At 34.6% G+C, this 25472-nt stretch carries 25 protein-coding genes and 1 riboswitch; all 25 genes read right to left on the bottom strand.

Features of this window, described 5'->3' with window-relative positions:
- Nucleotides 1–134: 134 nt before the first annotated feature.
- Nucleotides 135–1364 carry a 3-phosphoshikimate 1-carboxyvinyltransferase gene (gene aroA, locus CELAL_RS10875; protein ID WP_013550959.1) on the bottom strand — a complete coding sequence of 410 codons (1230 nt, stop codon included), beginning with the start codon at nucleotides 1362–1364 and terminating at the stop codon, nucleotides 135–137.
- 55 nt (nucleotides 1365–1419) lie between these two features.
- Nucleotides 1420–1746, bottom strand: a complete 327-nt coding sequence (locus CELAL_RS10870; protein ID WP_013550958.1) for a nucleotide pyrophosphohydrolase — start codon at nucleotides 1744–1746, stop codon at nucleotides 1420–1422.
- Nucleotides 1747–1758: 12 nt separating this feature from the next.
- A complete protein-coding gene (gene dtd, locus CELAL_RS10865; RefSeq protein ID WP_013550957.1) occupies nucleotides 1759–2211 on the bottom strand; it encodes a D-aminoacyl-tRNA deacylase in 453 nt (150 codons plus the stop codon).
- On the bottom strand, nucleotides 2208–3161 hold the full coding sequence (gene rsgA / locus CELAL_RS10860) for a ribosome small subunit-dependent GTPase A (protein ID WP_013550956.1): 954 nt from the start codon (nucleotides 3159–3161) through the stop codon (nucleotides 2208–2210). Before rsgA ends, dtd begins: the two co-directional genes overlap by 4 nt.
- Before the next feature lie 117 nt (nucleotides 3162–3278).
- Complete coding sequence (locus CELAL_RS10855) at nucleotides 3279–3953, bottom strand: head GIN domain-containing protein (RefSeq protein ID WP_013550955.1); 675 nt, start codon at nucleotides 3951–3953, stop codon at nucleotides 3279–3281.
- Between the two features lie 113 nt (nucleotides 3954–4066).
- Nucleotides 4067–5149: a bifunctional 3-deoxy-7-phosphoheptulonate synthase/chorismate mutase type II gene (locus CELAL_RS10850; protein ID WP_013550954.1), complete on the bottom strand. Its 1083-nt coding sequence runs from the start codon at nucleotides 5147–5149 to the stop codon at nucleotides 4067–4069.
- Nucleotides 5150–5160: 11 nt separating this feature from the next.
- The gene (locus CELAL_RS10845) at nucleotides 5161–6021 is read right to left on the bottom strand and encodes a prephenate dehydrogenase (RefSeq protein WP_013550953.1); all 861 of its coding nucleotides are present in this window, start codon (nucleotides 6019–6021) and stop codon (nucleotides 5161–5163) included.
- Nucleotides 6022–6284: 263 nt separating this feature from the next.
- Nucleotides 6285–7430 (bottom strand): pyridoxal phosphate-dependent aminotransferase, encoded by a 1146-nt coding sequence (locus CELAL_RS10840; protein ID WP_013550952.1) that lies wholly within the window; start codon nucleotides 7428–7430, stop codon nucleotides 6285–6287.
- The gene (locus CELAL_RS10835; protein WP_013550951.1) at nucleotides 7427–8254 is read right to left on the bottom strand and encodes a prephenate dehydratase; all 828 of its coding nucleotides are present in this window, start codon (nucleotides 8252–8254) and stop codon (nucleotides 7427–7429) included. Before CELAL_RS10835 ends, CELAL_RS10840 begins: the two co-directional genes overlap by 4 nt.
- Nucleotides 8255–8655: 401 nt before the next feature.
- A complete protein-coding gene (locus CELAL_RS10830) occupies nucleotides 8656–9744 on the bottom strand; it encodes a serine hydrolase domain-containing protein (RefSeq protein ID WP_245529615.1) in 1089 nt (362 codons plus the stop codon).
- Between the two features lie 2 nt (nucleotides 9745–9746).
- The gene (locus CELAL_RS10825) at nucleotides 9747–10505 is read right to left on the bottom strand and encodes a head GIN domain-containing protein (RefSeq protein ID WP_013550949.1); all 759 of its coding nucleotides are present in this window, start codon (nucleotides 10503–10505) and stop codon (nucleotides 9747–9749) included.
- Between the two features lie 7 nt (nucleotides 10506–10512).
- The gene (locus CELAL_RS10820; RefSeq protein ID WP_013550948.1) at nucleotides 10513–11610 is read right to left on the bottom strand and encodes an acyloxyacyl hydrolase; all 1098 of its coding nucleotides are present in this window, start codon (nucleotides 11608–11610) and stop codon (nucleotides 10513–10515) included.
- 65 nt (nucleotides 11611–11675) lie between these two features.
- Nucleotides 11676–12629, bottom strand: a complete 954-nt coding sequence (gene metF / locus CELAL_RS10815; protein WP_013550947.1) for a methylenetetrahydrofolate reductase [NAD(P)H] — start codon at nucleotides 12627–12629, stop codon at nucleotides 11676–11678.
- Nucleotides 12630–12747: 118 nt separating this feature from the next.
- Nucleotides 12748–12990, bottom strand: coding sequence for a hypothetical protein (locus CELAL_RS10810; protein WP_013550946.1), 243 nt, complete (start codon nucleotides 12988–12990; stop codon nucleotides 12748–12750).
- Between the two features lies 1 nt (nucleotide 12991).
- Entirely contained in the window at nucleotides 12992–15724 is a 2733-nt protein-coding gene (gene metH, locus CELAL_RS10805; RefSeq protein ID WP_013550945.1) for a methionine synthase, read from the bottom strand.
- Between the two features lie 104 nt (nucleotides 15725–15828).
- Entirely contained in the window at nucleotides 15829–16008 is a 180-nt protein-coding gene (locus tag CELAL_RS22605) for a four helix bundle protein (RefSeq protein ID WP_245529613.1), read from the bottom strand.
- 19 nt (nucleotides 16009–16027) lie between these two features.
- Nucleotides 16028–17023: a homocysteine S-methyltransferase family protein gene (locus CELAL_RS10800; RefSeq protein WP_013550944.1), complete on the bottom strand. Its 996-nt coding sequence runs from the start codon at nucleotides 17021–17023 to the stop codon at nucleotides 16028–16030.
- A 170-nt stretch (nucleotides 17024–17193) separates the two neighbouring features.
- A riboswitch (SAM riboswitch) is annotated at nucleotides 17194–17321 on the bottom strand.
- A 136-nt stretch (nucleotides 17322–17457) separates the two neighbouring features.
- Nucleotides 17458–18519: an NAD(P)/FAD-dependent oxidoreductase gene (locus CELAL_RS10795; protein WP_013550943.1), complete on the bottom strand. Its 1062-nt coding sequence runs from the start codon at nucleotides 18517–18519 to the stop codon at nucleotides 17458–17460.
- 74 nt (nucleotides 18520–18593) lie between these two features.
- Entirely contained in the window at nucleotides 18594–19388 is a 795-nt protein-coding gene (gene cobA, locus CELAL_RS10790; RefSeq protein WP_013550942.1) for a uroporphyrinogen-III C-methyltransferase, read from the bottom strand.
- A 2-nt stretch (nucleotides 19389–19390) separates the two neighbouring features.
- Complete coding sequence (locus CELAL_RS10785) at nucleotides 19391–21484, bottom strand: HEPN domain-containing protein (RefSeq protein WP_013550941.1); 2094 nt, start codon at nucleotides 21482–21484, stop codon at nucleotides 19391–19393.
- 118 nt (nucleotides 21485–21602) lie between these two features.
- Nucleotides 21603–22850 (bottom strand): sulfate adenylyltransferase subunit 1, encoded by a 1248-nt coding sequence (locus CELAL_RS10780; protein WP_013550940.1) that lies wholly within the window; start codon nucleotides 22848–22850, stop codon nucleotides 21603–21605.
- A gap of 91 nt (nucleotides 22851–22941) precedes the next feature.
- Entirely contained in the window at nucleotides 22942–23871 is a 930-nt protein-coding gene (cysD, locus tag CELAL_RS10775; protein WP_262481884.1) for a sulfate adenylyltransferase subunit CysD, read from the bottom strand.
- Between the two features lie 90 nt (nucleotides 23872–23961).
- On the bottom strand, nucleotides 23962–24585 hold the full coding sequence (locus CELAL_RS10770) for a phosphoadenosine phosphosulfate reductase domain-containing protein (protein WP_041558097.1): 624 nt from the start codon (nucleotides 24583–24585) through the stop codon (nucleotides 23962–23964).
- A gap of 8 nt (nucleotides 24586–24593) precedes the next feature.
- Nucleotides 24594–24857 carry a DUF2061 domain-containing protein gene (locus CELAL_RS10765; protein WP_013550937.1) on the bottom strand — a complete coding sequence of 88 codons (264 nt, stop codon included), beginning with the start codon at nucleotides 24855–24857 and terminating at the stop codon, nucleotides 24594–24596.
- Nucleotides 24858–25034: 177 nt separating this feature from the next.
- On the bottom strand, nucleotides 25035–25445 hold the full coding sequence (locus CELAL_RS10760; RefSeq protein WP_013550936.1) for an RrF2 family transcriptional regulator: 411 nt from the start codon (nucleotides 25443–25445) through the stop codon (nucleotides 25035–25037).
- Between the last annotated feature and the right edge of the window lie 27 nt (nucleotides 25446–25472).

Raw genomic sequence — 25472 nt, 5'->3', positions numbered from 1 at the left:
GATACAATCCTGAATAGGGCGTTGTCAAGTAAAACGTCTTTTATATTTTCAAATAACGATTATTAAAGTCTCTTTACTAGTGATTTACTAGCAAAAGCACATAAAATTCAATCATTTTTAAAAAGGAAAGCTTCTTATTGTTCGTGTACGCCAATTCCTAAGGTAGCCATGTCTGTCCAAAAATCAGGAAATGATTTAGAAACTACTTCTGCATCATTAATATAAATAGTAGTTTTTAAGGCCAAAGGAGCAAAAGCCATCGCCATTCGGTGATCATTATAGGTAGCTATTGCTACATCTGCATTAATTGACGTTGCAGCATTTAAGGTCAAGGTTTTGTCTGTAACAGAAATTGAAGCGCCTAATTTAGACAGCTCTACATCTAAGGCTTCTAATCTATCTGTTTCTTTAATTTTTAAAGTGTGTAAACCCGTTAAATGACAAGACATTTGCAAACCAAAACAGGTCACTGCAATTGTTTGAGCAATATCGGGAGCATTTGCTAAGTCCCACTCTAAGGTTTTAATTTGTGGTTCTTTTACTTTATGAAGTTCAATTTTATTATTTATAAAAACTGTATCCACGCCAAACTCCTTATAAACTTCCGCTAAAACACTATCTCCTTGAAGACTATCATGTTTATAGGATGATAAACCAATTTTAGAACCTATTTCTGATAAGGCAGCGATACTATAAAAATAGGACGCAGAGCTCCAATCTGATTCTACTATTAAGGTTTGATTTTCAACTGCTTTTTTTGGAGATACTTTAATGCTATTTCCTTCGAAAGAATTTTCTATTCCCAATTGAGTCAAAAGAGCCAATGTCATTTTTATATAAGGAACAGAAGTAATTTTACCTATTAATTCTAAAGCTATTCCGTTTTCTAAACTTGGCGCAGTTAATAACAATGCAGAAATATACTGACTACTAATATTTGCAGGAAGAGAAACTTTGTTTTTAGTAATTTTTTTTCCTGTAATTTTTATAGGAGGATATCCTTCATTTTTTACATAACTAATTTCCGCACCTAATTCTTTTAAAGCCGCTACCAAAACTTTAATTGGGCGTTCTGTCATACGCTGTGATCCAGTTAGGACAACATCTTTCCCTTCTTGAGTTGCAAAGTAAGCAGTTAAAAAACGCATTGCTGTACCGGCATGATGTATATCTACCACCCCGTCTACCATAGCTAACCCTTTTGCCATTACTTGGGCATCATCAGAATTAGATACGTTTTCTATCTTAATATTTGAATATAAAGCTTGCAACAACAAAATACGATTAGACTCGCTCTTAGAGCCTGTAACTTTAATGTTTGCTAGTATATGATTACTCTCGGGTGGTGTTAAATGTACTTTCAATATCGTATGATTTAGAAATTTTCTAGACTAGAAAAATTAAGCCGTAAAGATACTACTATTTCAATTTTTTATTGTCATGATGTCTATCGTGATCACGCTTTGTTTTCAAATCTAACTTTTTATCAAAAGCTTGTTGCAAATCTATTCCTGTTTGGTTTGCTAAACATAAAACTACAAAGACAACATCTGCCAATTCTTCACCAAGGTCTTTATTTTTATCAGATTCTTTTTCGCTTTGCTCTCCATATCTACGCGCAATAATACGTGCTACCTCTCCTACCTCTTCGGTTAATTGGGCCATATTAGTAAGTTCATTGAAATAACGAACACCGTGTTCTTTTATCCAAGTATCTACGGCTTTTTGTGAATCTAAAATATTCATGATAGTATCGTTTTATTCTTTATTTTTTGTATCAATACAAATAGTAACCGGACCGTCATTTAAAAGTTCTACTTTCATATCGGCTCCAAAAACTCCCGTTCCTACTTTCCTACTTAAATCTTGCTCTAGCTTTAAAACAAACTGCTCGTAAAGTGGTATAGCAACTTCTGGTCTTGCTGCTTTAATATAAGATGGGCGATTTCCTTTTTTTATAGCTGCGTGTAATGTAAACTGACTCACAACAATAGCATCACCTTCAGTGTCTAAAAGTGATTTATTCATTACCTCATTTTCATCATTAAAAATACGAAGATTCGCTATTTTCTTAGAAAGCCATTCAATATCATCCGTATTATCTGCGTCTTCAATACCTAAAAGAATAAGTAATCCCGCATTAATCTTACTGATTAACACCCCATTGACGCTTACACTAGCTTTTGTTACTCTTTGTACTACTGCTCTCACTTTTTCTCTCCGTAAATATCTGTTCTGTAATTTTCTTCTTCACCCTTAACCATTTGCACATAGCTACGGTACCTGCTCCATGCTACCTCATCATTATCTAATGCATCTTTAACAGCGCATTTAGGTTCTTCTATATGCAAACAATTATTAAATTTACATTTTTGTTTTAATGCGAAGAATTCGGGAAAATAATTTCCTATTTCTTCCTTTTCCATATCAACAATACCAAAACCTTTAATCCCAGGTGTGTCTATAATTCTAGCACCAAAATCTAGATCGTACATTTCAGCAAATGTTGTCGTATGCTGCCCTTGCGCATGCTGTACAGATATCTTTTTTGTTTTTAAGTCTAGTTTGGGCTCTACAGCATTTACCAATGTAGATTTTCCTACCCCAGAATGCCCTGAAAACATACTGGTTTTACCCACCATAAACTCTTTTACCTTTTCTATATTCTTTCCTGTGGTAGAAGAGATACCCATACAGGTATAACCAACACTACGGTAGAGTGCCGCTAAATATTTAATTTCATCTAGCTCCTCGTCATTATAGGTATCTATCTTATTAAACAATAAGATAGCCGGAATATGATAAGCCTCTGCTGTTACTAAAAAACGATCTATAAAACTTGTAGAAGTAGGCGGATTATTAAGCGTAATCATAAGAAAAACTTGATCCAAATTAGCAGCGATAATATGCGTCTGTTTTGATAAGTTTACTGACTTACGGATGATGTAGTTTCTACGAATGGCTATATCGTTAATAATTCCGACAGTTTCATCACCAATAGTTTCCACCTCAAAAGTTACATTATCTCCGACAGAAACGGGATTGGTACTTTTAATTCCTTTAATCCTGAATTTTCCTTTAATTCTGCATTCGTAAAAGCTACCTTCTTGGGTTTTTACAGTGTACCAACTACCAGTAGATTTATATACGACTCCTTGCATTTACTTCTTTTTCGATTTTGAAACACAAAATAACAACTTTTATGCTTAATAAAGCACAAGAAACGAAGTTGCTTTTACTCTTACCTGATGTAACCAAGCTATTTATAAGCTGCACTCTTACTCCATAATCCGAACTCTACCCCCTGCAAAAATATTTTTATTTACTTGTTTTGGGTTTCCATAAACATTAACGTCACCTCCAGCTTTAATTTTAATATCAATTTTTTTAGAAGCATAAACTTCCGCTTCTCCTGCTGCTGTAATTTTTACCGTTGCCATTTCTGTTCTTAATTCTCTACCTTCAAAGATACCTCCTGTATTTAAAACTACCTCTTGATTTTTTGCCATTCCTGAAGCTTCAACAATACCCCCCGTAACAGCGCGCACCTTAAGATAATCTACATCTAACCCTACTTTTATCTGTGCGCCTTCTTGAGTTTTAAGCTCAATCATATTTTGCTCAATAGTCGCATTTGAAGTTATTTTAGCCCCTTCATTTCCATCAATTAAACTTAGCTCTTTATAATACACCTCTACAAAAGTATCTTCCCCATGAAATATTTTATCTAAAATCATTCTAATTTTTAAGACCCCATTTTTGTTTACCAGACTAATGTCGTCTACATTTTTCCCTTTGATCAGAACTTTATTCTCTTCAGATTTTATAAGATTCACCTCAATAAGATCAAAAACTTTTACCTCATGAAAGTTGCCCATATCTCTATCTACAATCCGTTGCGAGAAAGCACTAAGAGTTATCAGAAAAAAGGATGCGAGTAGTAAATTTTTCATATTGTATTTATTTAAATTTTTATAAAGACAAAGACTTTTTACAAATGTTACACTTTAAAAATAAAAAAACCCACTTAAAAAAGCGGGTTTTAATTATATGACGAGAATAGAACTTAAGAGTTTATAACTTTCTCTTGGTGGTTTATGGATTCTTGATGAATTGCTTTAAACATTTTTAAAACAAACTCTTCGCTCAGTCCTTTAGATTCTCCTTCTAAGATCATTGCACCCAAAATTTGATTCCATCTGTTTGATTGAAGAACAGCAACATTTTTTTGCTTTTTTAAACCTCCAATACCATCAGAAATTTTCATTCTCTTCCCTAGCATCTCAATTAATTGAGCATCTACAACATCTATCTGAGCTCTTAAATTACTCAATTCGCTATTATATTCAGCTTCAGGATCAGATTCTTTTCTAATTTTCAAATCACGCATGATCTGAATTAATTTTTCTGGAGTCACTTGCTGTGCTGCATCACTCCAAGCATTTTCAGGATCAAAATGTGTTTCTACCATTAAGCCATCAAAATTAAGATCTAATGCTGTCTGACATACATCAAAAATCATTTCTCTATTTCCTGTAATATGAGATGGATCGTTGATTAAAGGTAAATCTGGAAATTTATTCTGAAACTCAATCGCTATCTGCCATTCTGGAATATTTCTATATTTTGTTTTCTCATATGTAGAGAAACCTCTATGAATTGCTCCTAAATTTTTAACACCAGCTGTTTTTAATCTTTCAATACCACCTAACCAAAGTGCTAAATCTGGGTTTACAGGATTTTTAACCAATACAATTTTATCTGTTTCTCCTAAAGCATCTGCAATTTCTTGCATAATAAAAGGGCTCACCGTAGAACGCGCACCAATCCATAACAAATCAATATCATGCTCTAAAGCTAACTTTACATGAGCTGCATTAGCAACTTCTGTACAAGTTTTCATACCTGTTTCTGCCTTAACTTTTTGTAACCACTTTAAACCTAAAGCTCCTACCCCCTCAAACATTCCAGGACGAGTTCTTGGTTTCCAAATACCAGCGCGGTAATAATTTACATCAGTATCTTTTAATTGATGTGCAATTTTTAGTACTTGCTCTTCCGTTTCCGCACTACATGGCCCTGCTATTACTAGAGGATGATCTAGTTTCATATCATCCAACCATGTTCTCATTTGTTTTGAATTCTCCATCTCTTCTTGTTCTATTTTTTATTAAGTGGTATTCCGTTTAATATTTCTTTTATTCTATTGGTACTATTCATTTCATTGTAAATACCTTCAAAATCATCTTCTAAAAGCATTTGTTTAAAAGCTTTCAGGTTTTGTATGTATTCATCTAAAGTCTCTACAACATTAGCTTTGTTCTGTTTAAAAATCGGGGTCCACATTGCTGGTGAACTTTTTGCCAAACGAACCGTACTTTCAAATCCACTGCCCGCCATATCAAAGATATCTCGCTCGTTTTTCTCTTTCTCAATTACCGTTTTTCCCAGCATAAAGGAACTGATATGCGACAAATGTGATACATAAGCAATATGTTTATCATGCGCTTCCGGATTCATATACCGAATTCGCATCCCTAATTTCTGAAAAACAGTCAGTGCTCTTTCTTGCAATTTGAAGGCTGTTTTTTCGACCTCACAAATAATATTTGTTTTGCCTCGAAACAAATCATTAATTGCTGCCGATGGGCCAGAAAACTCTGTTCCTGCTATAGGATGACATGCTAAAAAATTTCTTCTTTTAGGATGTGAAGCTACAGCGTTACAAATTAAAGCTTTTGTAGAGCCTGCATCCAACACAACAGCATCATCATTTACGACATCCAACACTTTAGGAAGCTCAAAAACCATAACATCTACAGGCACTGAGATGATTACGATATCCGCTATTGACAAATCATCATAACTAGCTTTTTTATCAATTAATTTAATTGATAAAGCTTCTTCGATATGTTTTTCGTTGGTATCGATACCATAAATCACTGCATTAGGATTATTAACTTTTATATCCTTAGCCATTGATCCTCCTATTAATCCGACACCTACAATAAATACGTTCATTTTTATTTTGATAAAAGAGAAAAGTTTCGAAAAAGAAAAATCAAGTCTTACGCTATCATTTTTCTGTATTCTGCATTCTTTTTTCTTAATTCTTAATTTCCGAAACCTGTTCTTAAAACGACTTACTTCATATAAAAGCGCTCGAACAGATATTATTTCTTATCCTAAACTTACGATGCAACCAACTCACAATAACTACGCTCAGTGAATAGTTTTTTTTAAAAAATTCTTTACATGTTGTACGCAGTAACCAACAATTTTGCTTAAAACCGACTAATCGCTTCTTTAATTTTATCCTCAGTTACACAAAGTGAAAAACGAATATACCCTTCTCCATTACTTCCGAAAATAGTTCCTGGAGTGATGAAAATATTTTTCGTATAAAGTATGTCATCAATAAATTCCTCTGCAGATACTGCTCCTTCTGGTAATTTTGCCCAAACAAACATGCCTACCGCATTTTCATCATACGAACAACCTAGTTTATCTGCTAATTGCAACATTAAGGCTTTACGCTTTTCATAGATTTCATTCAATCCATCAAACCAATCTTGGCTACTTTTCAATGCTGCAATAGCTCCTTTCTGTATGCCGTAAAACATACCTGAATCCATATTACTTTTAACTTTTAAAATAGCACTAATATGCGCCTCACTACCTAAAACCATTCCTACACGCCAACCAGCCATGTTAAATGTTTTACTTAAAGAATTAAGTTCTAAAGCAACATCTTTAGCCCCATCAATACTTAAAATACTTTCTGGAGTGGCATTCAGCACAAAACTATAAGGATTATCATTAATCAATAAAATATCATTTCGCTTAGCAAAAGCAATTAATGCTTTAAATTGATCTTTGGTAGCTGAAGCCCCTGTAGGCATATGCGGATACGAAACCCACATTACTTTTACTTTAGATACATCTTGTTCCTCTAAAACTTCTAAATCTGGAAACCATTTAGAAGCTGCCGTTAGATCGTAATATTTTGGCGCCGCTCCTACTAGCTTAGTTACCGATGTATAGGTAGGGTAGCCAGGGTTAGGTATTAGTGCCTCATCTCCAGGGTTCAAAAATGCCATGCTAATATGCATGATTCCCTCTTTAGAGCCCATTAAAGGAAGAACCTCCGTTAACGGATTAACAAGAACATCATAGTAGTTACTATAAAAATTAACAATAGCCTCTCTAAATTCTGGTAAACCTTGGTAACTTTGGTATTGATGTGCACCAGCATCCGTTACAGCTTCCTGTACTGCTTTTATCACATCCTCTGAAGGTGCTAAGTCTGGACTACCAATACCCATATTAATGATTGGTTTTCCTTCAGCCATTAATCCGCGAACTTCTCTTAGTTTTTTTGAAAAGTAGTATTCTTCTACGGTATTTAGCCGATCTGCAGTTATGATCATACTCTAGCGTTTTTATATTCTCCTAATATTTTAAATTCTTCCGTCATAATTTCTAAAAGCGATTTTGCTTTTGTGAAATCCTGATACGCATCAAAAGTAACATCAACAAAAAATGCATACTTCCATGGGCGCTCAATAACGGGTAACGATTGTATTTTAGTTAAATTTAAATTACAATCACTCATTACATTTAGCAATGCTGCCAAACTACCTCGTTTGTGATCTGCAATAAAACGTATAGAAGCTTTATTGATTTCTTCTGGCGGCAACGCTTTATTTTCTTTATTGATGATTAAGAAACGAGTTGAATTATTGCTGATGGTCTGTATCTCATTGGCAATAATCTCTAAACCATATAATTCTGCCGCAGCTTTAGGTGCAATTGCCGCAATATTCATTAATTGCTTTTCTTGAATTTGTTGCGCTGTTTCAGCAGTATCTACCGCTTCTACCAATTTAATATGTGCATACGATTTTAAAAAATCTTTACACTGCAACAACGCCATAGGATGTGAATGTACTTCTTTAATATCTTCAATTTTCTGACCTGGAAGAACCATTAAATTATGATGGATATTTAAAAAATGCTCTCCAATAACATGCAAATTATTATGATGAATCAATGCATAGTTTGGAATTATAGAACCTGCAATAGAATTCTCTATAGCCATAACAGCTTGGTCTGCTCTTCCTGATAAAGTTTGACAAACTAGCTCGTCAAAAGACATGCATTCTACCAGTTCAATGTTTTCTCCAAAGTAATCTTTCGCCACTTGATGGTGGTTAGAACCTTTTACTCCTTGTATGGCTATTTTTAATTTCATACCTAAACTCCTATTATTTAAATACTACAATTACTATTGACATCTCAAAAAAAATCAAAAAAAAAGCCCCGTTATATACGGGACTTTTTTGAAATATATATTTTGAAATATACTACAACAGTCCCGCACCTCTCTTAAAAAAGAAGTAAAAAAAGAAACCGTTCCAGAAATATAGTTTTGTCATAATTGTAATAAACTTTGGCTAAAGTAATACTTATATTCAAAAATCAAAATATACTAAGATCTTTTTTTTAATCTTTTATTTTTTAAAACAATAAGTACCGATACTGTGAGATTATATGTCTTTTGATGCGAATAGTTTATCACTAAAGGAGACTCTGGATCAAAAAAAAATAATTAAGAACTATTTTTCTAGCTATTACCAAGTAGTAACTATTGTTTTAACTATCAAGAATAGCGTCAACAACCCTATCTAAAACTTTTTGAATAGTAGGGTTTGTACAATTTACAAGGATAGAAAAAACCATTTTTTGTTCTGGATACACAAAAAAATTAGCGTAACCACCTACTCCATTACCTATATGCCCATAATAAGGTCTACCTTTAGCATCCTCACTCACTTGCCATCCTAAACCATAGTAAGTAGGGTTCTGATTTAGCATTTCACTGGTTAAAAATTGTTTTAGAACACTAAAATCTAAAATCTTATGATCAAGATAAGCCTGACCTATTTTTGTAATATCTGTTGCTGTAGCTAAATAGCCCCCACCCGCTAATTTATAATGATTATTAGCCGCTATTGCAGCTTTAAAACCTATAGCACATTTAGAATAAAAGGTCGTGAGTTGTAATTCTTGATTCTCAATAGTATCTATTCCAGAAATATCTGATGGAAAAGTACTCTTAAGCCCAAGTGGTTGCAGTACTTTTTCTGACACATACTCTTCGAAAAGTACACCACTAGCTTCCTGCATCGCTAAGGAGATTAAGACCCAATCATAGCTATTGTAATGGTACCCTGTTCCTGGTTCAAAAAGTAAATCTGAATCTTTAAAAACAGCAATACTTTCTTTTATGCTATAGGGGTTGTTTAAGGCATATTCTTTACCCAAATACCCTCTAATACCCGCCGTATGGCTCGCAAGCTGACGGATAGTAAAGTCCCACTCCTTTTTTGGATAATAAGGTACATAGGTATAGAATGAAGCATCTAAATCTATAATTCCTTCTGCAACCATGTGTGCAAGCGCAGTAGCTGCTATAGGCTTAGAAACACTAGCAATTCTAAAAACCGATGTTTCAGGGTGTATCGCTATACTTTTTTCAAGATCTGCAAATCCGTATCCTTTTTGAAAATAAGATTCTCCGTTCTTTAAAACTGAAATGGCTAAACCTGGAATTTTTTTAGTCGCAATTAAATGAGCTAACAAATCATCTGCTTTTGCTAAACCTTGTAATTGAACATCTTCTCCAACCACGCGTTTAAAAGCAAAAAAATCTTTAAAATAAGATAGCAATGGTTTTTTCAAGGTTAGTTTCTATAGATAAGTTTTCCTTTGTACAACTGTTCAACTTCAACATTTACTGGTGTATTATAACTTATAACATCACCTGTGCCTACTATTTTTCCTGTTAATGACTCTTGTGGATTTACCAACATGTCATTAGTTCCTCTATGATTTATAGTGATTTTTTTTGCAAAAAGACTTTCTGCATGCAATCTAGAATCTCCAGCAGCAAAAACAACATTTAAATTTTCTGTTATTCCTGAAACATTAAAAAATGCAATTCCGTTAGAGACAATATTAACGCTCGTATTATTTACTTCAATATAAAATTCGCCATCTGTAGTTTCTGCTTCTGGCTCACCATAGCTTTCAGACAATAGAGATAGAGAAGGATAATTCAAAACACCATCGCTCTTAATTAAGAAGCCCGTACTACTTCTTATTTCCGAAATATTTGGCGAAGAAACATACAATGTCGTTAGTCCATAATCACGCACTAGATTACAACTATTATCATTATAAGCTACCAATCTATTATCAATTATTTCTACACGAATATCATTCCGTAAATTCTCTCCTGTTTCTAAAACAATTTTTTGTTCCTCAGCTTGCTTAAGCACTAACTTGACTCCATCAAAAATTGTTATTTTAGAAAATGATTCTAAAACCAATTCTTCCTGAATTAAGTCTCCTGATTTTTGAAGACAATCTGAGGAATTTTCACTATCACACCCTACTAATAATGAAAAAATCAAAAACAATATACTATACTTTTTTATCATTTAATTTTTATAATCGGATACCAATACCAAATTCTACCGCCTCTGCTTTTGCACCGTGAGATTTTAATGTTAAAGCACCATACACTTTATCACCGAAATAACGTTTTAAACCTATTCTATTATAAACCCTTCCCTCAAAATCAAAGGGATAATATACATAATAGCCTAACTGACTGATAACAGACATTTTATTGATAAATAACTCGTGACCAATAAAAACACCTACTCGTTTATAATCATCATCGGCACTGACATTATTTTCAGGAAATGCAATAGATTGGTATTTGATGAGTTCTTTTAAGAATTTAGAAAAATATACATCTCCTCCTACTTGAATAGCACTCAAGTCCGAAACGCGCTTATCTGCATACCCTGATAAAATATAAAACGGAAACTGACCTGAATTAATTACATCACTCTCATTAATTCCTGTTCTAAAAGCTAGATTATATTTTACGGGTTCTATTATCTTTTTCTTTTCGGTTTTCAAATAAGTAAGCTCCTTTCCTCCATCTAAATCATAGGTAACACCTACATTTAAAGCAAAAGTATTGGTAGATGTATTAGGTGCTTTTACATTCGCATTAGAATAATGCATTACCGAAAATCCTGCTTTAAAACCAATACCTTTTACAATATTCTCCTTATGAAAATTAAGCATTAAATACGTAGTACTCAAAATCTGAGAACCAAAAGCATTGTTTCTAAAATTGGTTTCTTTATCGTATGGGTTGGTCATATATGCCAATCCCTGCCCTATTCTAAATTGCAAATAGCGATTTAAAAAATAGAAATTATAATGAGCATATGCAGCATAACTCTCACCCAAGGTTTCATTGTTATAATCCTGATAAATAAATGAAAACCCTAAATCTGGATAATTATAACGTTGTTGCCAATATTCTTCCCCGTATGTTTTACGGTTTAGACTTAGTATAATCCCACCAGGATGCGAATCTATAAGATGCGTAATGTCTGGATTATGGCGTAAAATAGAACCATAAAACTGACTTGCATCAAGCGTATACCTCTTATCTTCTTCGCTTTTTTGAGCATAGCAGCCTAGCGCCAGAAAGATAAAATAAATAGAAAATTTAAATTTCATTGGTTAATTTAATGGTGCCAAATGTAAGAATTCACTTTAAAATCGGAACTAACTTATCTAGTTAATTAAAAAATTTCTTTCGCGATTGCCTTTATATTATTAGATTTCCCCATAGAATAATAATGCAATACAGGAATCCCAGCAGCTTTTAATTCTTTTGATTGCTGAATAGCCCACTCTACACCTACTTGCCTAACCTCAGCATTATTCTTACAAGCCTCAACAGCCTCTACCAAATCATGTGGCAAATCTAAACTGAATATTTGCGGTAATAATTGCAAATGACGTTTAACTGCTATTGGTTTAATTCCTGGAATAATAGGTACATTAATTCCAATCTCTTTTGCCGCTTCTACAAATTGAAAATATTTTTGATTATCAAAAAACATTTGTGTCACCACATAATCTGCCCCGGCATCTACCTTTTGTTTTAATCTAATTAAATCAGACTTAAAAGATGGTGCCTCTAGATGCTTCTCTGGATACCCCGCAACACCTATACAAAAATTAGATCTATCTTCTCCTTGCACATCATCATGAAGATACCTTCCTTGATTTAAATTTTGAATCTGACTTACCAATTCTGAAGCAAAGCAGTTACCATCTTCAGTAGGCTTAAAGTACTTCTCTTCTTTCATAGCATCACCACGTAAAGCCATTACATTATCAATACCCAAATAATGACAGTCAATCAACATATATTCTGTCTCTGCTTTTGTAAAACCACCGCAAATTACATGCGGAATCGTATCTACATCAAACTTATGCTTTATAGATGCGCAAATGCCAACTGTACCAGGACGCATACGCGTAATTTTTTTATCATAAAGTCCCGCTTTATCCACATAAATATATTCTTCCCTTGAGGTCGTCACATCAATAAATGGCGGATTAAACTCCATCAAAGGCTCTATATTAGCATACAATTCTTGAATACTATTCCCCTTTACTGGTGGAACAATTTCGAACGAAAACAAAGTGTTTCCATTGGCATTTTTTATGTGGTCTGTTACTTTCATTTCCGTATTCTAATTACAATCCTATTTTTATTTTTGGCGTTTTAACAGGCTATTCGCTATATCTTTTATGCTTTTTCAAGCAAAAAAGGATGCCGCTACTATCCTTAACGCAACCATTTTACAGGCTTTCTAACTTTTCTTTTACCGCAGTATACGCTTCTTCATACTCCCAATAGATCCATCGGCCATCTACATAATCTGTCAAGATATATCTCTCGCTTAATGATTTTATTCTGTTTACCGCTACCAGCTTTTTAGCAAAACCATTAACTTTTATATGTTCTTCTATCTCTTTGTTATGTTCATCATAACCATGACTAATCATAAAACTACCTAAACTAAGTTCTATAAAATCCTTCATACTAATCGTCTGCTATATTTGTAGCTAACCAACGCGAAGCATCTTCTAAAGAAATTCCTTTTCTATTCGCAAAATCTGCTACTTGGTCTTCTTTTATTTTTCCTAGCCCAAAATAACGTGCTTCAGGGTTAGCAAAATAATACCCACTAACGCTTGAAGCTGGCCACATAGCTAAACTCTCTGTTAGTTTTACTCCAATTTTATGCTCCACATCAAGTAATTCCCAAATCGTTAATTTCTCTAAGTGATCGGGGCAAGCAGGATACCCAGGAGCAGGACGAATCCCTTTATAGGTTTCATTAATTAAATCTTCATTACTCAAGGTTTCATCTGAGGCATAGCCCCAATGTTTTATTCGCACCTCTTTATGCAGGTATTCCGCATATGCTTCTGCCAAACGATCCGCTAATGCTTTTACTAAAATGGAATTATAATCGTCTAAATTATCCTTGTACGCATCTGCCATTTCATCGGCTCCAAAACCAGTACTGACACAAAAACAACCTATATAATCTTGCTTCCCTGAAGCTTTAGGAGCTATAAAATCTGCCAAAGCATAATCAGGCACACCTTCTCTTCGTTTTAATTGCTGACGAAGGGTTCTAAAAACCCTCTTCTGCCCTTCGGGAAACTCTTCCGAAACAGAAGCAACAACTTCAATATCATCATCATTAATTGCGTTAGCAGGAAATAATCCAAAAATCCCTTTAGCCGTTAATCTTTTTTCTGAAAATATCTTTTTCAACATCTTCTGAGCATCAGCAAACAACTCTACCGCTTGCTCACCTACCACATCATCTGTTAAAATATCTGGGTATTTACCATGCAATTCCCATCCTCTAAAAAAAGGAGACCAATCTATAAAAGGCTCTAATTTCTCTAAGTCTACCTCTTCAAAAGTTTGAATTCCTAATTGATTAGGTTTGGTGATTTTAGAATCCTCCCATGCAATTTGAAGCTTATTCTCACGAGCTTGAGCTATGGTTTTATATTCTTTCTTTTTTGTTCTACTTAAAAACTTATCTCTAAAAGATTCATAATCAAGTTTAATATCTTGTTTGTAATTAGTAGCCGTCTCTTTCTTTAATAAATCACCAACAACAGTTACCGCCCTGGAGGCATCATTCACATGTACCACCGCTTGGCTGTATTGGGTATCTATTTTTACAGCAGTATGCGCCTTACTCGTCGTTGCCCCACCTATTAACAAAGGAACTTTAAAGTTCTGGCGTTCCATTTCTTTCGCCAAAAATACCATCTCATCTAATGATGGTGTTATCAATCCGCTTAAGCCAATAATATCTACATCGTGTTCTATAGCTGCATTGATAATTTTTTCTGGCGGAACCATTACTCCAAGATCAACAATCTCATAATTATTACAAGCCAGAACTACACTCACAATATTTTTTCCAATATCATGAACATCTCCTTTAACGGTTGCCATTAATATTTTTCCGGCACCTTTATCGTCTCCTTCTTGCGGATTCCTTAACTTTTCTTCTTCAATATACGGCAGTAAGTAGGCTACCGCTTTTTTCATTACTCGGGCAGATTTCACCACTTGTGGTAAAAACATTTTTCCGCTACCGAATAAATCTCCAACAACGTTCATACCCGTCATTAAATTCCCTTCAATAACCTCAATTGGCTTATCTGCTGCTACACGGGCTTCTTCTATATCTTCAAGAATATATTGATCAATACCTTTCACTAAGGCACGGGTTATTCTATTTTGCAAAGGTTCTTCTCTCCAAGATAAATCTATCTTACTTTCTTTTGCAGTACCTACAACCGTTTCTGCAAAATCTAAAAGGCGCTCTGTAGCATCGTCTCTTTTATTTAGAATAACATCTTCTACACGCTCTAATAAATCTTTAGGAATATCATCATAAACACCCAATAAACTAGGGTTTACAATCCCCATGTTCATTCCTGCTTGTATTGCGTGGTATAAAAATACAGAGTGCATTGCTTCACGAACGGGATCATTACCCCTAAAACTAAAAGACACATTACTAACCCCACCACTCACACTACAATGAGGCAGATTTTCTCGCACCCATCTCGTTGCTTCAATAAAATCAATGGCATTTAATTTATGCTCATCCATTCCTGTAGCCACAGGAAATATATTTAAATCGAAAATAATATCTTCTGGCGCAAAGTTTACTTCATTTACCAGAATATCATAAGAGCGTTTTGAAATCTCTAATCTACGTTCATAATTATCTGCTTGGCCAGTTTCGTCAAAAGCCATAACAATAACAGCAGCACCGTAACGCTTAATTAATTTTGCATGGTGTTTAAATTGCTCTTCGCCTTCTTTAAGGCTAATAGAATTCACCACACATTTACCCTGTACTACTTGTAAACCTGCCTCAATAATCTCCCATTTAGAGCTATCAATCATGATAGGCACTCTAGAAATATCTGGTTCTGCAATCACTAAATTCAAAAACTTAACCATGGCTTCTTTGCCATCGATAAGTCCGTCATCCATATTAATATCTATAATCTGTGCACCCCCATCTACCTGATCACGAGCTACACTTAAAGCCTCCTCAAACTTTTCTTCTTTTATTAGACGAAGGAATTTTTTTGAACCTGCTACATTTGTACGTTCACCAACATTTACAAAGTTTGTATTTTCCGAAAGCACTAAAGGCTCCAAGCCTGAAAGTTTCAGATACTTTCTTTCGTTACTCGTTATTCGTTGTTCGTTGTTCGTCATATTTTCTTCTGGTAGTTAATAAAACCGTTCAACAATTTTTTAACTCTTTCTACTTCCTTTGAAATTATATTAATCTCTGACATTATAAAAATCTAAATCTTTTGTCAAATTAATTGAGTTTCTAATTCATATAAAGAACCTCGACTAATATGCAAAAAATGCACAGTTTCATTTGAAGTTCTTCTTCCACAGCCCACTGCTATATTCGAAGACACGGAAACCACGCACCTTCTTATTCGCGATGTCTGCCCATATTGTTCCTCTTTAGGAAAAATTTTCGTCAAAACAATCAACGATTTACGATTAACCCGCAACTATTCTAGGTTTTATATCTTTCACTACGTTAGCAATAGCAGAAATATGCTCTGGTGTAGTACCACAACAACCCCCTACTATATTCACTAAGTTTTTTTCTACGTATTCTTTTATTTGAGCTGCCATTTCATCTGGCGTTTCATCATATTCACCAAAGGCATTTGGCAAACCTGCATTTGGATGCGCTGATACTGCAAAACCAGTTTTAGCGGACAAAACTTCTAAATGGGGTACTAATTGACTTGCTCCTAAAGCACAGTTAAAACCTACCGATAAAATTGGAATATGTGATATAGAAATCAAAAAAGCTTCTGCTGTTTGCCCTGATAAAGTTCTTCCAGAAGCATCTGTTATCGTACCACTTACCATAATTGGAATATCAATACCGCGCTCATCTTTTACTTCTTCAATCGCAAACAATGCTGCTTTAGCATTTAACGTATCAAAAATGGTTTCTACCATTAGCAAATCTGAACCACCATCAATCAAGGCTTCCACCTGCTGCTTATATGCTATTCTTAATTCATCAAAGGATACTGCTCTATATCCTGGGTCGTTTACATCTGGAGACATACTTGCCGTTTTGTTCGTCGGGCCAATACTACCAACTACAAAGCGGGGCTTGTGTGGCTCTTTTGCCGTAAATTCATCTGCTACCTGCTTTGCTATTTTTGCAGATTCATAGTTTAGTTCATATACCAGGTCTTCCATGTAATAATCTGCCATGGCAATTGTAGTGCTCGAGAATGTATTGGTTTCCACAATATCTGCTCCTGCTGCAAAATATTTACGGTGCACATCCGCTATTGCTGCTGGCTGTGTTAATGACAACAAATCATTATTACCCTGTAAAGGGTGTTCCCAATCTTTAAAACGCTCTCCTCTAAAATCTTCTTCGGTAAATTTATGGCGTTGAAGCATAGTTCCCATAGCTCCATCTAGCACTAAGATTCTCTCTTTAAGTATCTCTTTTATGTTCTTCATTTCTCTTTTCTAAAAAACTGCTCTGCATTAGTGATAGCAGCGACATCCTTTTTTACTTAATCAAGTAAAAAAGATATAGCGGATAGCACGCTCATTTGCTGTTGTGCAAATGAAATGCTCTAATATTAAAATATCAAGTAAAGTAAAAACTAAGACGAAATGTTTCGCTTTTGTTATCTATTTCAAAAATGAATCTAATTTTGAATAGAACTTAGCACCTTCTTTTGGAGTAAACCTACTTCTAAAAGGGTTGCCAAGGCTTCACAGGGTCTAGTCCCTCCACCTTTCTTGATAACTATTTTTCAATGTTGCAATGAACTGTTTGAATTGACTGCAAAGAAACACCACAGCATAATTAAAACCAAATAAACTAAACAATAAAAGCCTTCTAACACTAAAGTAAGAAGGCTTTTATAGATGAAAAAATTTTAAATTTAAGAGATACTTTGTACCACTTCCTTTTTAGCTTCTTTTTTAGTTCCGTCAAATCCTTCTACACCACCAACAGTAGTATACTTCATGACATAACGTTTTCCTGGATTAACGATTTGATATGCGAATTGACACATAACAGCCGCCTCATGGAACCCTGAAAGAATTAATTTCAATTTACCTTCGTACGTATTTACATCACCAATAGCAAAAACACCTGGGATGTTTGTCTGGTAATCTTTAGCGTTATTTACTTTAATTGCATTTTTATGAATCTCTAATCCCCAATCGCCGATTGGACCTAATTTTGGAGAAAGACCAAATAAAGGAATAAAGTTATTTACCTCTAAAATAGTATCTTCTTTTTCCTTATCGTTATGTTTGATCACTACAGATTCAATCTTACCATCTCCTGCAACACCAATAACCTCAGCTTCAGTAAACAATTTAATTTTACCAAGCTTTGCTAATTCTGATGCTTTCTCTACAGAATCTAATGCACCTCTAAATTCATTTCTTCTATGAACTAGAGAAACTTCTGAAGCAACATCTGCTAAGAAAATAGCCCAATCTAAAGCAGAATCGCCTCCACCAGCTATAACTACTTTTTTACCACGGTATACTTCTGGGTCTTTAATAAAGTAATTTACTCCTTTATCTTCGAAATCTATAATATTTGGTATCAAAGGCTTTCTTGGCTCAAAAGAACCCAAACCACCTGCTATAACCACTACTGGCGCATGGTGTTGTGTACCTTTATTTGTAGTCACGATAAATGAACCATCTTCTTGCTTATCTAATGTCTCTGCACGCTCTCCTAAGGTATAACCCGCTTCAAAAGGCTTAATTTGCTCCATAAGATTATCTACCAATGTTCCTGCTAAAATTTCTGGAAAAGCTGGAATATCGTAAATTGGTTTCTTTGGATATATCTCTGAACACTGACCACCTGTTTGTGGTAATGCATCAATTAAATGGCATTTTAATTTTAATAATCCTGCTTCAAAAACGGTAAATAACCCTGTTGGTCCCGCTCCGATAATTAAGATATCTGTTTTTATCATCTCTACTAATTGAAAAAATTCTTGTTTGAAATAACACCTAAAATACTACTGCAAATTTACAACAGTAAAATAAATTAATCGCGTACTTCGTCTACTTGTTTATACGACTCTATTGCACTTGCCAGTGCTTTTCTATGATTAACCACCTCGCCGATTATTATAATTGCGGGGTTGGTTAAGTTTTGCTTTTCTACTTCTGATTGAATAGTCGAAATAGTTGCTATTCCTATCTTTTCATTTTCTCTTGTGCCATTCTGGATGATAGCGATTGGCGTTTCTGCTTTTCCTTCTTTCTCAAACAAAGCTACTATTGCTGGTAATTTTGACATTCCCATTAAGATTACTACCGTAGCATTTGATTTGGCTGCAAGAGCCACATCTGAAGAAAGCTTGTGTTCTTTTGTGGTTCCTGTAATGACCCAAAAACTTTCTGCAGCTCCTCTTTTAGTCACTGGTATATTTTGAGATGCCGGTACCGCGACAGATGAGGATATCCCTGGAACCATAGCCACATGTAAACCATGCTTTGCTGCATATTCCATCTCTTCTGCACCTCGACCAAAAATAAAAGGATCACCCCCTTTTAAACGAATTACATGTTGCGATTTTCCACGCTGCACGATAAGTTCATTAATTTGCTCTTGCTGATACGCATAGCACCCTTTGCGCTTCCCTACAAAGATGAGTTCTGCATGTTCTGCATACCCTAACAATTCAGGATTTACCAAAGCATCATACAAAACAACATCTGCTGCCTGCAGTGCTTTTATCGCTTTTAACGTAATTAGGTCTGGATCACCAGGACCCGCACCAATTACCGTAAGCAAACCTAAGTTGCTAGCATTCGTATGTTTTGTATTCTTAGTCATGATTAGTTCGCTTTTGCTAATTCAGCATTTCTAAACTCTTGAACTTTTCCTAAAAATACTTTCGTATCATTTAAGTAGTTCTTAGCAAATACTTCTGTAGGTTCATTTTTATTAATTTGAAGAATAAACTCTTCAAAACCTTTATCTAAAGCGATTCTACCATTCGCAACGAATTTCTCATCAAAATCTTTAATGATACCCGCATGCGTATTTGTTTTCTGATTTTCTGAAGTAAGGATTGCTTTCGCTGTATTTACCATTGAAGAGTATGAATGATAGATACTCGCTGCCCATTTTCCTTCATTAAAAGTAGTTGCTGCTGTTTGTATTTTCTCTTCGCTCTCAAATAATAATGTGGCAATCAAATCTATCACTACACCAGCACATTCCCCTACTCCAATAGCCTGAATATATTCTTCAGAATTACCCCAATCGATAAAATCATCAGGCGTTAAATTTTCAACATCTGTTAAATCTTTCAAGAAATCATAGAAGTACATTTGCTCTTTTTCTGCATAGTACTCTGGGAATGATAATCCGTTACCATTGGCATCAAAATCATTTAAGATTAAACGCAAAGCTTCCGGACCTCTTTTACTTGGTATTTTTACTACTTTATCTGCAAACCTACCTTCCCCATTACCCATATTACCACCCCCTAAAAGCACTTGTAATGCTGGAGCTACTAATTTAGATTTGGTACGCACAGACATCCCTTGAAAACCAATATTTGCCATGTTATGCTGTCCACATGCATTCATACATCCACTAATTTTAATAACCACATCTGGGTTATTAATATAATCAGGATATTCTTCTTTCATGATGCGCTCTAACTCTTCTGCAATACCAGTACTACTTGCAATACCTAAATTACAAGTATCTGTTCCAGGACAAGCCGTAATATCTATAGCTCTATTATAGCCAGCTTCTGTAAAGCCTAATTTCTTTAATTCAGTATAAAAGAAAGGAATCAATTCTTCTTTTACAAAAGGAACAACAATATTCTGACGCAAGCTTAGACGAATTTCGTCTGCTGCATATTTTTCTACTAAATCTGCTAAGGCACGCGCTTCTTTAAGATAAAAATCTCCCAATAAAACTTTTATACCTATAGCTACATAACCCTCCTGTTTTTGAGGAATTATATTGGTTGCCTTCCAAGCATCAAAAGCTTTTTGATCTTCGATTACTACATTTGGAATAGCTACTTCTGCAATTTGAGGTTTTGGGTAGGCTTCCGCATCAATAGGAAAAGACTTTATAGGAACAGCTGTTTGCTCTTCTTTTAATAAGGCTTTAAAACCGTCTAGTCCTAAATCTTTCATCAAGAATTTTAAACGGGCTTTTGCTCTACTTTTACGTTCTCCATACCTATCAAAAACACGAACAACACCTTCCATTAAAGGAATTATTTTATCTGTCGGTAAAAAATCATATAATAACTCTGCATGACGCGGTTGAGACCCTAAACCACCACCAAGCATCACTTTAAATCCTCTTTCGCCATTTTCAATTTTGGCTATAAAACCTAGATCATGCATGTACGAAAGACCCGTATCTGCATCACTAGAAGAGAAAGATACTTTAAACTTACGTCCAAGTTCTTGACTTATAGGATTTCTTAAAAAATACTGAAACAAGGCATGTGCATAAGGAGATACATCAAAAGGCTCATCTACATCTATACCCGCAGTTTCACTAGCCGTTACATTACGCACGGTATTACCACAAGCTTCACGTAAGGTAATGTCTGACTTTTCTAGTTCTGCCCACAACTCCGGAGTTCTGTCTAAATCTACATAGTGAATTTGAATATCTTGACGTGTAGTAATATGTAAACGACCTTTAGAATATTCTTCAGAAACATTAGAAATTGTTCTTAATTGCTCAGAAGAAACTTTACCATACGGCAATTTAATACGAATCATTTGCACACCTTCTTGGCGCTGACCGTAAACACCACGTGCTAAACGCAGACTACGAAACTTTTCTTCGTCTAGTTTACCATTATGAAACATATCGATTTTGTTTGCTAAATCGATAATATCTTTTTCTACAACCGGATTTTCTATTTCTGTTCTAAAACTTTGCATATATCTTCCCCTCCTAACCTTCCCAAGGGGAAGGAATTCTTACTCGGTTAAAATAAGAATATTGTTATTAATTTTTTTCTACCTACTTGCTTGCACCTCTTCTGGCGGCTAGAAAGATTTATTGGATAAACCCAGCCCCTACGGTACTATTTGTTTTTGTATCTATAATGATAAACGAGCCGTTTGTTCTATGATCTTTAAAGGCATCAAAGAAAATAGGCTTGTTTAATTTAAAGGTAACCCTCGCAATATCATTCATACCCAGACCATCAACATTCTCTTCTATTCCTGAGTAGTCAGGATTAATTTTATGATGAATCTTATCTACTTTAGCTAATACTTTATTCACACCATGTTGAATAACATATTTACCTCCTGTTTTTAATTGATCAGAATCCATCCAAGAAATATTAGCCGTAAACTGTTTATCAATTTGCGGTAAATCTCCCACCTTTACAATCATGTCTCCGCGACTAACGTTAATCTCGTCTTCTAAAGTGATCGTCACTGATGAGCGTCTTGAAGCAGTTTGATATTTTTTATCGTAGGCGTAAATTTCTTTTATTTTTGATTTTGTCTGTGATGGCAAGGCAACAACCTCATCACCAACACTTAACTCCCCTCCATAAACTTTACCAGCAAATCCTCTAAAGTCATGAAAGTCTTCAGTCTTAGGACGGATTACATATTGCACTGGAAAACGAGGTGTCCCTACGTTGAAAACATCTTTACTATCTAAGTTTTCTAAATGCTCTAATAAAGTCTGACCTGTATACCAAGGAGTATGTTCTGATTTATTCACTACATTATCACCCTTTAAAGCACTAACAGGAATAAATGTGATGTTCTGATCTTGGTAATCTCTCTTTGCCATTAATTCAGAAAAATCTGCTTTGATTTCATTGTATCTTTCTTCAGAAAAATCAACCAAATCCATTTTATTAACTGCGACAATAACATCTTTTACACGCAATAAATTATTGATGAAAAAGTGACGATTTGTTTGTTCAATCACTCCCTTACGTGCATCTATTAAAATAATAGCGGCTTGTGATGTAGAAGCCCCAGTAACCATGTTTCTCGTATATTCAACATGACCTGGAGTATCTGCTATAATATAACTTTTCTTTGCTGTTGAAAAATAGATATGCGCAACATCAATAGTAATCCCTTGCTCACGCTCTGCTACCAATCCGTCTGTTGCTAAAGAAAAATCTAAATAATCATATCCTTTTTGCTTACTTGTTTTTTCGATAGCCTCTAACTTATCACTTGTGAGTGATTTTGTATCGTACAGAATTCTACCGATTAAGGTACTCTTTCCGTCATCTACACTACCTGCTGTTGCTATTTTTAGTACTTCCATCCTATGCTATACCTTCCCAAAAGGAAGGAATTTTATTTAATTTGTATATTCTATTACCGCTAACATTTCCCCTCTGGGGATTAAAGGGACTCTAGAAATATCCTTGTTGTTTTCTTTTTTCCATCGCTGCCTCAGAACGCTTATCATCAATACGTGCTCCACGCTCAGAGATACTAGAATCTCTAATTTCACTAACTACTTTATCAATGCTAACCGCATCGGAAAGTACTGCTGCGGTACAAGACATATCACCTACTGTACGGAAACGCACTAAACGTTCTTGAACAACCTCGTCTTCATCACGGAAAACAATATCATCTTCAGCAGACCAAATCATTCCGTCTCTTATAAAAGTCTTACGTTGGTGTGCAAAATATATAGAAGGAATTTCAATTTCTTCTTTTTGTATATAAGACCAAACATCTAATTCTGTCCAGTTAGAAATAGGAAAACAACGAACGTTCTGACCTAATTCTATTTGACCATTTAACATATCGAACAATTCAGGACGTTGGCTTTTTTCATCCCACTGACCAAAATCATCACGAACAGAAAAAATACGCTCTTTTGCTCTTGCTTTCTCTTCATCTCTACGTGCACCACCGATACAAGCATCAAATTTAAATTCTTCTATAGCATCTAATAAAGTAGTCGTCTGCAAAGAGTTTCTACTAGCATACCTACCAGATTCTTCTTTTACTTTACCTTCATCAATAGAATCTTGCACATTACGAACAATAAGCTCTAAACCAAGTTCTTTAACCAATCTATCTCTAAACTCAATAGTTTCAGGGAAGTTATGCCCTGTATCAATATGCATTAAAGGGAAAGGAATTTTTGCCGGCCAAAATGCTTTTTGCGCCAAACGTACTAGTGTTATAGAATCTTTACCTCCAGAGAATAATAAAACTGGCTTTTCAAATTGAGCAGCCACCTCTCTAATGATGTAAATTGCTTCGTTTTCTAATGGATTTATGCCTGATGTGTCTTTCATGTTAACTTCATTTCGATTACGCTCAATGACCGTATTCAATATCTTTTTTAATTTCAACAAGATTCAATATCTTGTATTTACTATTAATTTTATAGCTATACTTAGTAAAATTAGTTTCTAAGTATGTAATCCACACTCCCGGTTTTCTAACACCTTGGTTGGATCAAAATATTTATGCTCGTTAGGCAGCTTATTTTCCTCTAGATATGCATCTAATTGCGCATCTGTCCAGTGGTAAAAAGGACTCACCTTTAAAACACCATCTTTACTTACACTAAAAATATCTAAAGAATTACGCAGGGCAGTTTGTCCTTTTCTAAGGTTTGTAAACCAAACTTCTGGCTTATGCTCCGCCATTGCTCTACCAAAAGGTTCTAACTTAACCTGTTCTGTGAAAATTGCATGATTAGGATCTTCTATACCAGGAATTCCCATAACCGCATCTCTATGTGATGAGGTCTGCTTTGGCACGTATAATTTTACATTAAGAGATAAACGCTTAATTAAATCTTCTGCATGCTTATACGTATTTGGCGTATTATATCCTGTATCGCACCAAATAACTTTAATCGTATTATCTACTGCCGTAACTGCATGTAAAATATTCACTTCGTAAGGTCTGAAATTAGTAGTCACTAAGGCATTTGAATTTTGCGTTAGTGCAAATGCTATAATTTCTGCTGGACTTGCCGAAGCAAAATCCGTATTCCATTTTTGTATATCGTTTTCTGTAAAAGCCATACTCTTAATTATTTGCCCCATTTAATCTTATTCCACATTCTTTCATGGAAAAAATATAATATCATTTTTGTAAAAAGCTCCACAACTCCTATTGAAAAAGCTAATTTTAAAGTTCCTGTCACAAGCCAAGAAATAATCACAGTATCTATCGTACCAATAATTCTCCAACTAATAGACTTAACGATGCTCCTTCTAGGATCTTCAGATTTGCTATCTTCCTTATACGTCGTCTTTGTATTTTCTTTATCTAAAATCAATTGATCTGCAATCATGAGATTAATTTTTCTATTACCCTATCGATTTAATAGAGTAAGCAAAAATAAAAATATTTCCCTAAGTAAGTCGACAAAAGAACGTTAAAATTACCTTTACCCTATAGTTTTAGTAGATTTTTAAAAAAAGAAGAGAATTATTATCAATTTGATAATGAAAATGGAGTAGTACTAAAATTAAGCTATTAAATCTGCTAAGCTTGTATTTCTATATATTTCTAGGTTGCTATCACGTACTTGAAGCATTAATTTATGAACCCCACAAGCAGCTTCATCCGGGCAATCATCACATTTCTCATAGAAATTAAGACTTACGCAAGGCACCATAGAAATAGGTCCTTCTAAAACGCGCATCACTGAAGCCATTTGTATTTCCGCAGGATCTTTTATTAAATAATACCCTCCACCTTTACCTTTTTTACTTCCTAAAAAACCAGTTTTTCGTAGCGATAATAAGATGGTTTCTAAAAACTTTTGAGAGATGTTTTCAGCATTTGCTATTTCAGAAATTTGTACCGGTTGCCTATCTACTTGTTGCGCTAAGAAGGTAAGCGCCTTTAATCCGTATTTTGTCTTTTTTGATAGCATGGCTGCTAAGATAAATAAAATTAAAGA

Source organism: Cellulophaga algicola DSM 14237, from assembly GCF_000186265.1.
In the GTDB taxonomy this organism is placed as follows: Bacteria; Bacteroidota; Bacteroidia; order Flavobacteriales; family Flavobacteriaceae; genus Cellulophaga; species Cellulophaga algicola.
The sequence above is the reverse complement of the archived record's forward strand: the minus strand, read 5'-3'. Positions and strand labels throughout refer to the sequence as shown.

What these genes read in the sequence shown, in the direction of transcription:
- metF (WP_013550947.1), bottom strand. Translation starts at nt 12,629, where the DNA reads ATGAAAGTAACAGACCACATAAAAAATGCCAATGGAAACACTTTGTTT.
- CELAL_RS10825 (WP_013550949.1), bottom strand. Translation starts at nt 10,505, where the DNA reads ATGATAAAAAAGTATAGTATATTGTTTTTGATTTTTTCATTATTAGTA.
- CELAL_RS10780 (WP_013550940.1), bottom strand. Translation starts at nt 22,850, where the DNA reads ATGGAAGTACTAAAAATAGCAACAGCAGGTAGTGTAGATGACGGAAAG.
- CELAL_RS10835 (WP_013550951.1), bottom strand. Translation starts at nt 8,254, where the DNA reads ATGAAATTAAAAATAGCCATACAAGGAGTAAAAGGTTCTAACCACCAT.
- CELAL_RS10810 (WP_013550946.1), bottom strand. Translation starts at nt 12,990, where the DNA reads ATGAAGGATTTTATAGAACTTAGTTTAGGTAGTTTTATGATTAGTCAT.
- CELAL_RS10785 (WP_013550941.1), bottom strand. Translation starts at nt 21,484, where the DNA reads ATGCAAAGTTTTAGAACAGAAATAGAAAATCCGGTTGTAGAAAAAGAT.
- metH (WP_013550945.1), bottom strand. Translation starts at nt 15,724, where the DNA reads ATGACGAACAACGAACAACGAATAACGAGTAACGAAAGAAAGTATCTG.
- CELAL_RS10845 (WP_013550953.1), bottom strand. Translation starts at nt 6,021, where the DNA reads ATGAACGTATTTATTGTAGGTGTCGGATTAATAGGAGGATCAATGGCT.
- CELAL_RS10870 (WP_013550958.1), bottom strand. Translation starts at nt 1,746, where the DNA reads ATGAATATTTTAGATTCACAAAAAGCCGTAGATACTTGGATAAAAGAA.
- rsgA (WP_013550956.1), bottom strand. Translation starts at nt 3,161, where the DNA reads ATGCAAGGAGTCGTATATAAATCTACTGGTAGTTGGTACACTGTAAAA.
- CELAL_RS10765 (WP_013550937.1), bottom strand. Translation starts at nt 24,857, where the DNA reads ATGATTGCAGATCAATTGATTTTAGATAAAGAAAATACAAAGACGACG.
- CELAL_RS10770 (WP_041558097.1), bottom strand. Translation starts at nt 24,585, where the DNA reads ATGGCTTTTACAGAAAACGATATACAAAAATGGAATACGGATTTTGCT.
- CELAL_RS10760 (WP_013550936.1), bottom strand. Translation starts at nt 25,445, where the DNA reads ATGCTATCAAAAAAGACAAAATACGGATTAAAGGCGCTTACCTTCTTA.
- CELAL_RS10795 (WP_013550943.1), bottom strand. Translation starts at nt 18,519, where the DNA reads ATGATAAAAACAGATATCTTAATTATCGGAGCGGGACCAACAGGGTTA.
- cobA (WP_013550942.1), bottom strand. Translation starts at nt 19,388, where the DNA reads ATGACTAAGAATACAAAACATACGAATGCTAGCAACTTAGGTTTGCTT.
- CELAL_RS10840 (WP_013550952.1), bottom strand. Translation starts at nt 7,430, where the DNA reads ATGATCATAACTGCAGATCGGCTAAATACCGTAGAAGAATACTACTTT.
- CELAL_RS10850 (WP_013550954.1), bottom strand. Translation starts at nt 5,149, where the DNA reads ATGGAGAATTCAAAACAAATGAGAACATGGTTGGATGATATGAAACTA.
- CELAL_RS10820 (WP_013550948.1), bottom strand. Translation starts at nt 11,610, where the DNA reads ATGAAATTTAAATTTTCTATTTATTTTATCTTTCTGGCGCTAGGCTGC.
- CELAL_RS10800 (WP_013550944.1), bottom strand. Translation starts at nt 17,023, where the DNA reads ATGAAGAACATAAAAGAGATACTTAAAGAGAGAATCTTAGTGCTAGAT.
- CELAL_RS10855 (WP_013550955.1), bottom strand. Translation starts at nt 3,953, where the DNA reads ATGAAAAATTTACTACTCGCATCCTTTTTTCTGATAACTCTTAGTGCT.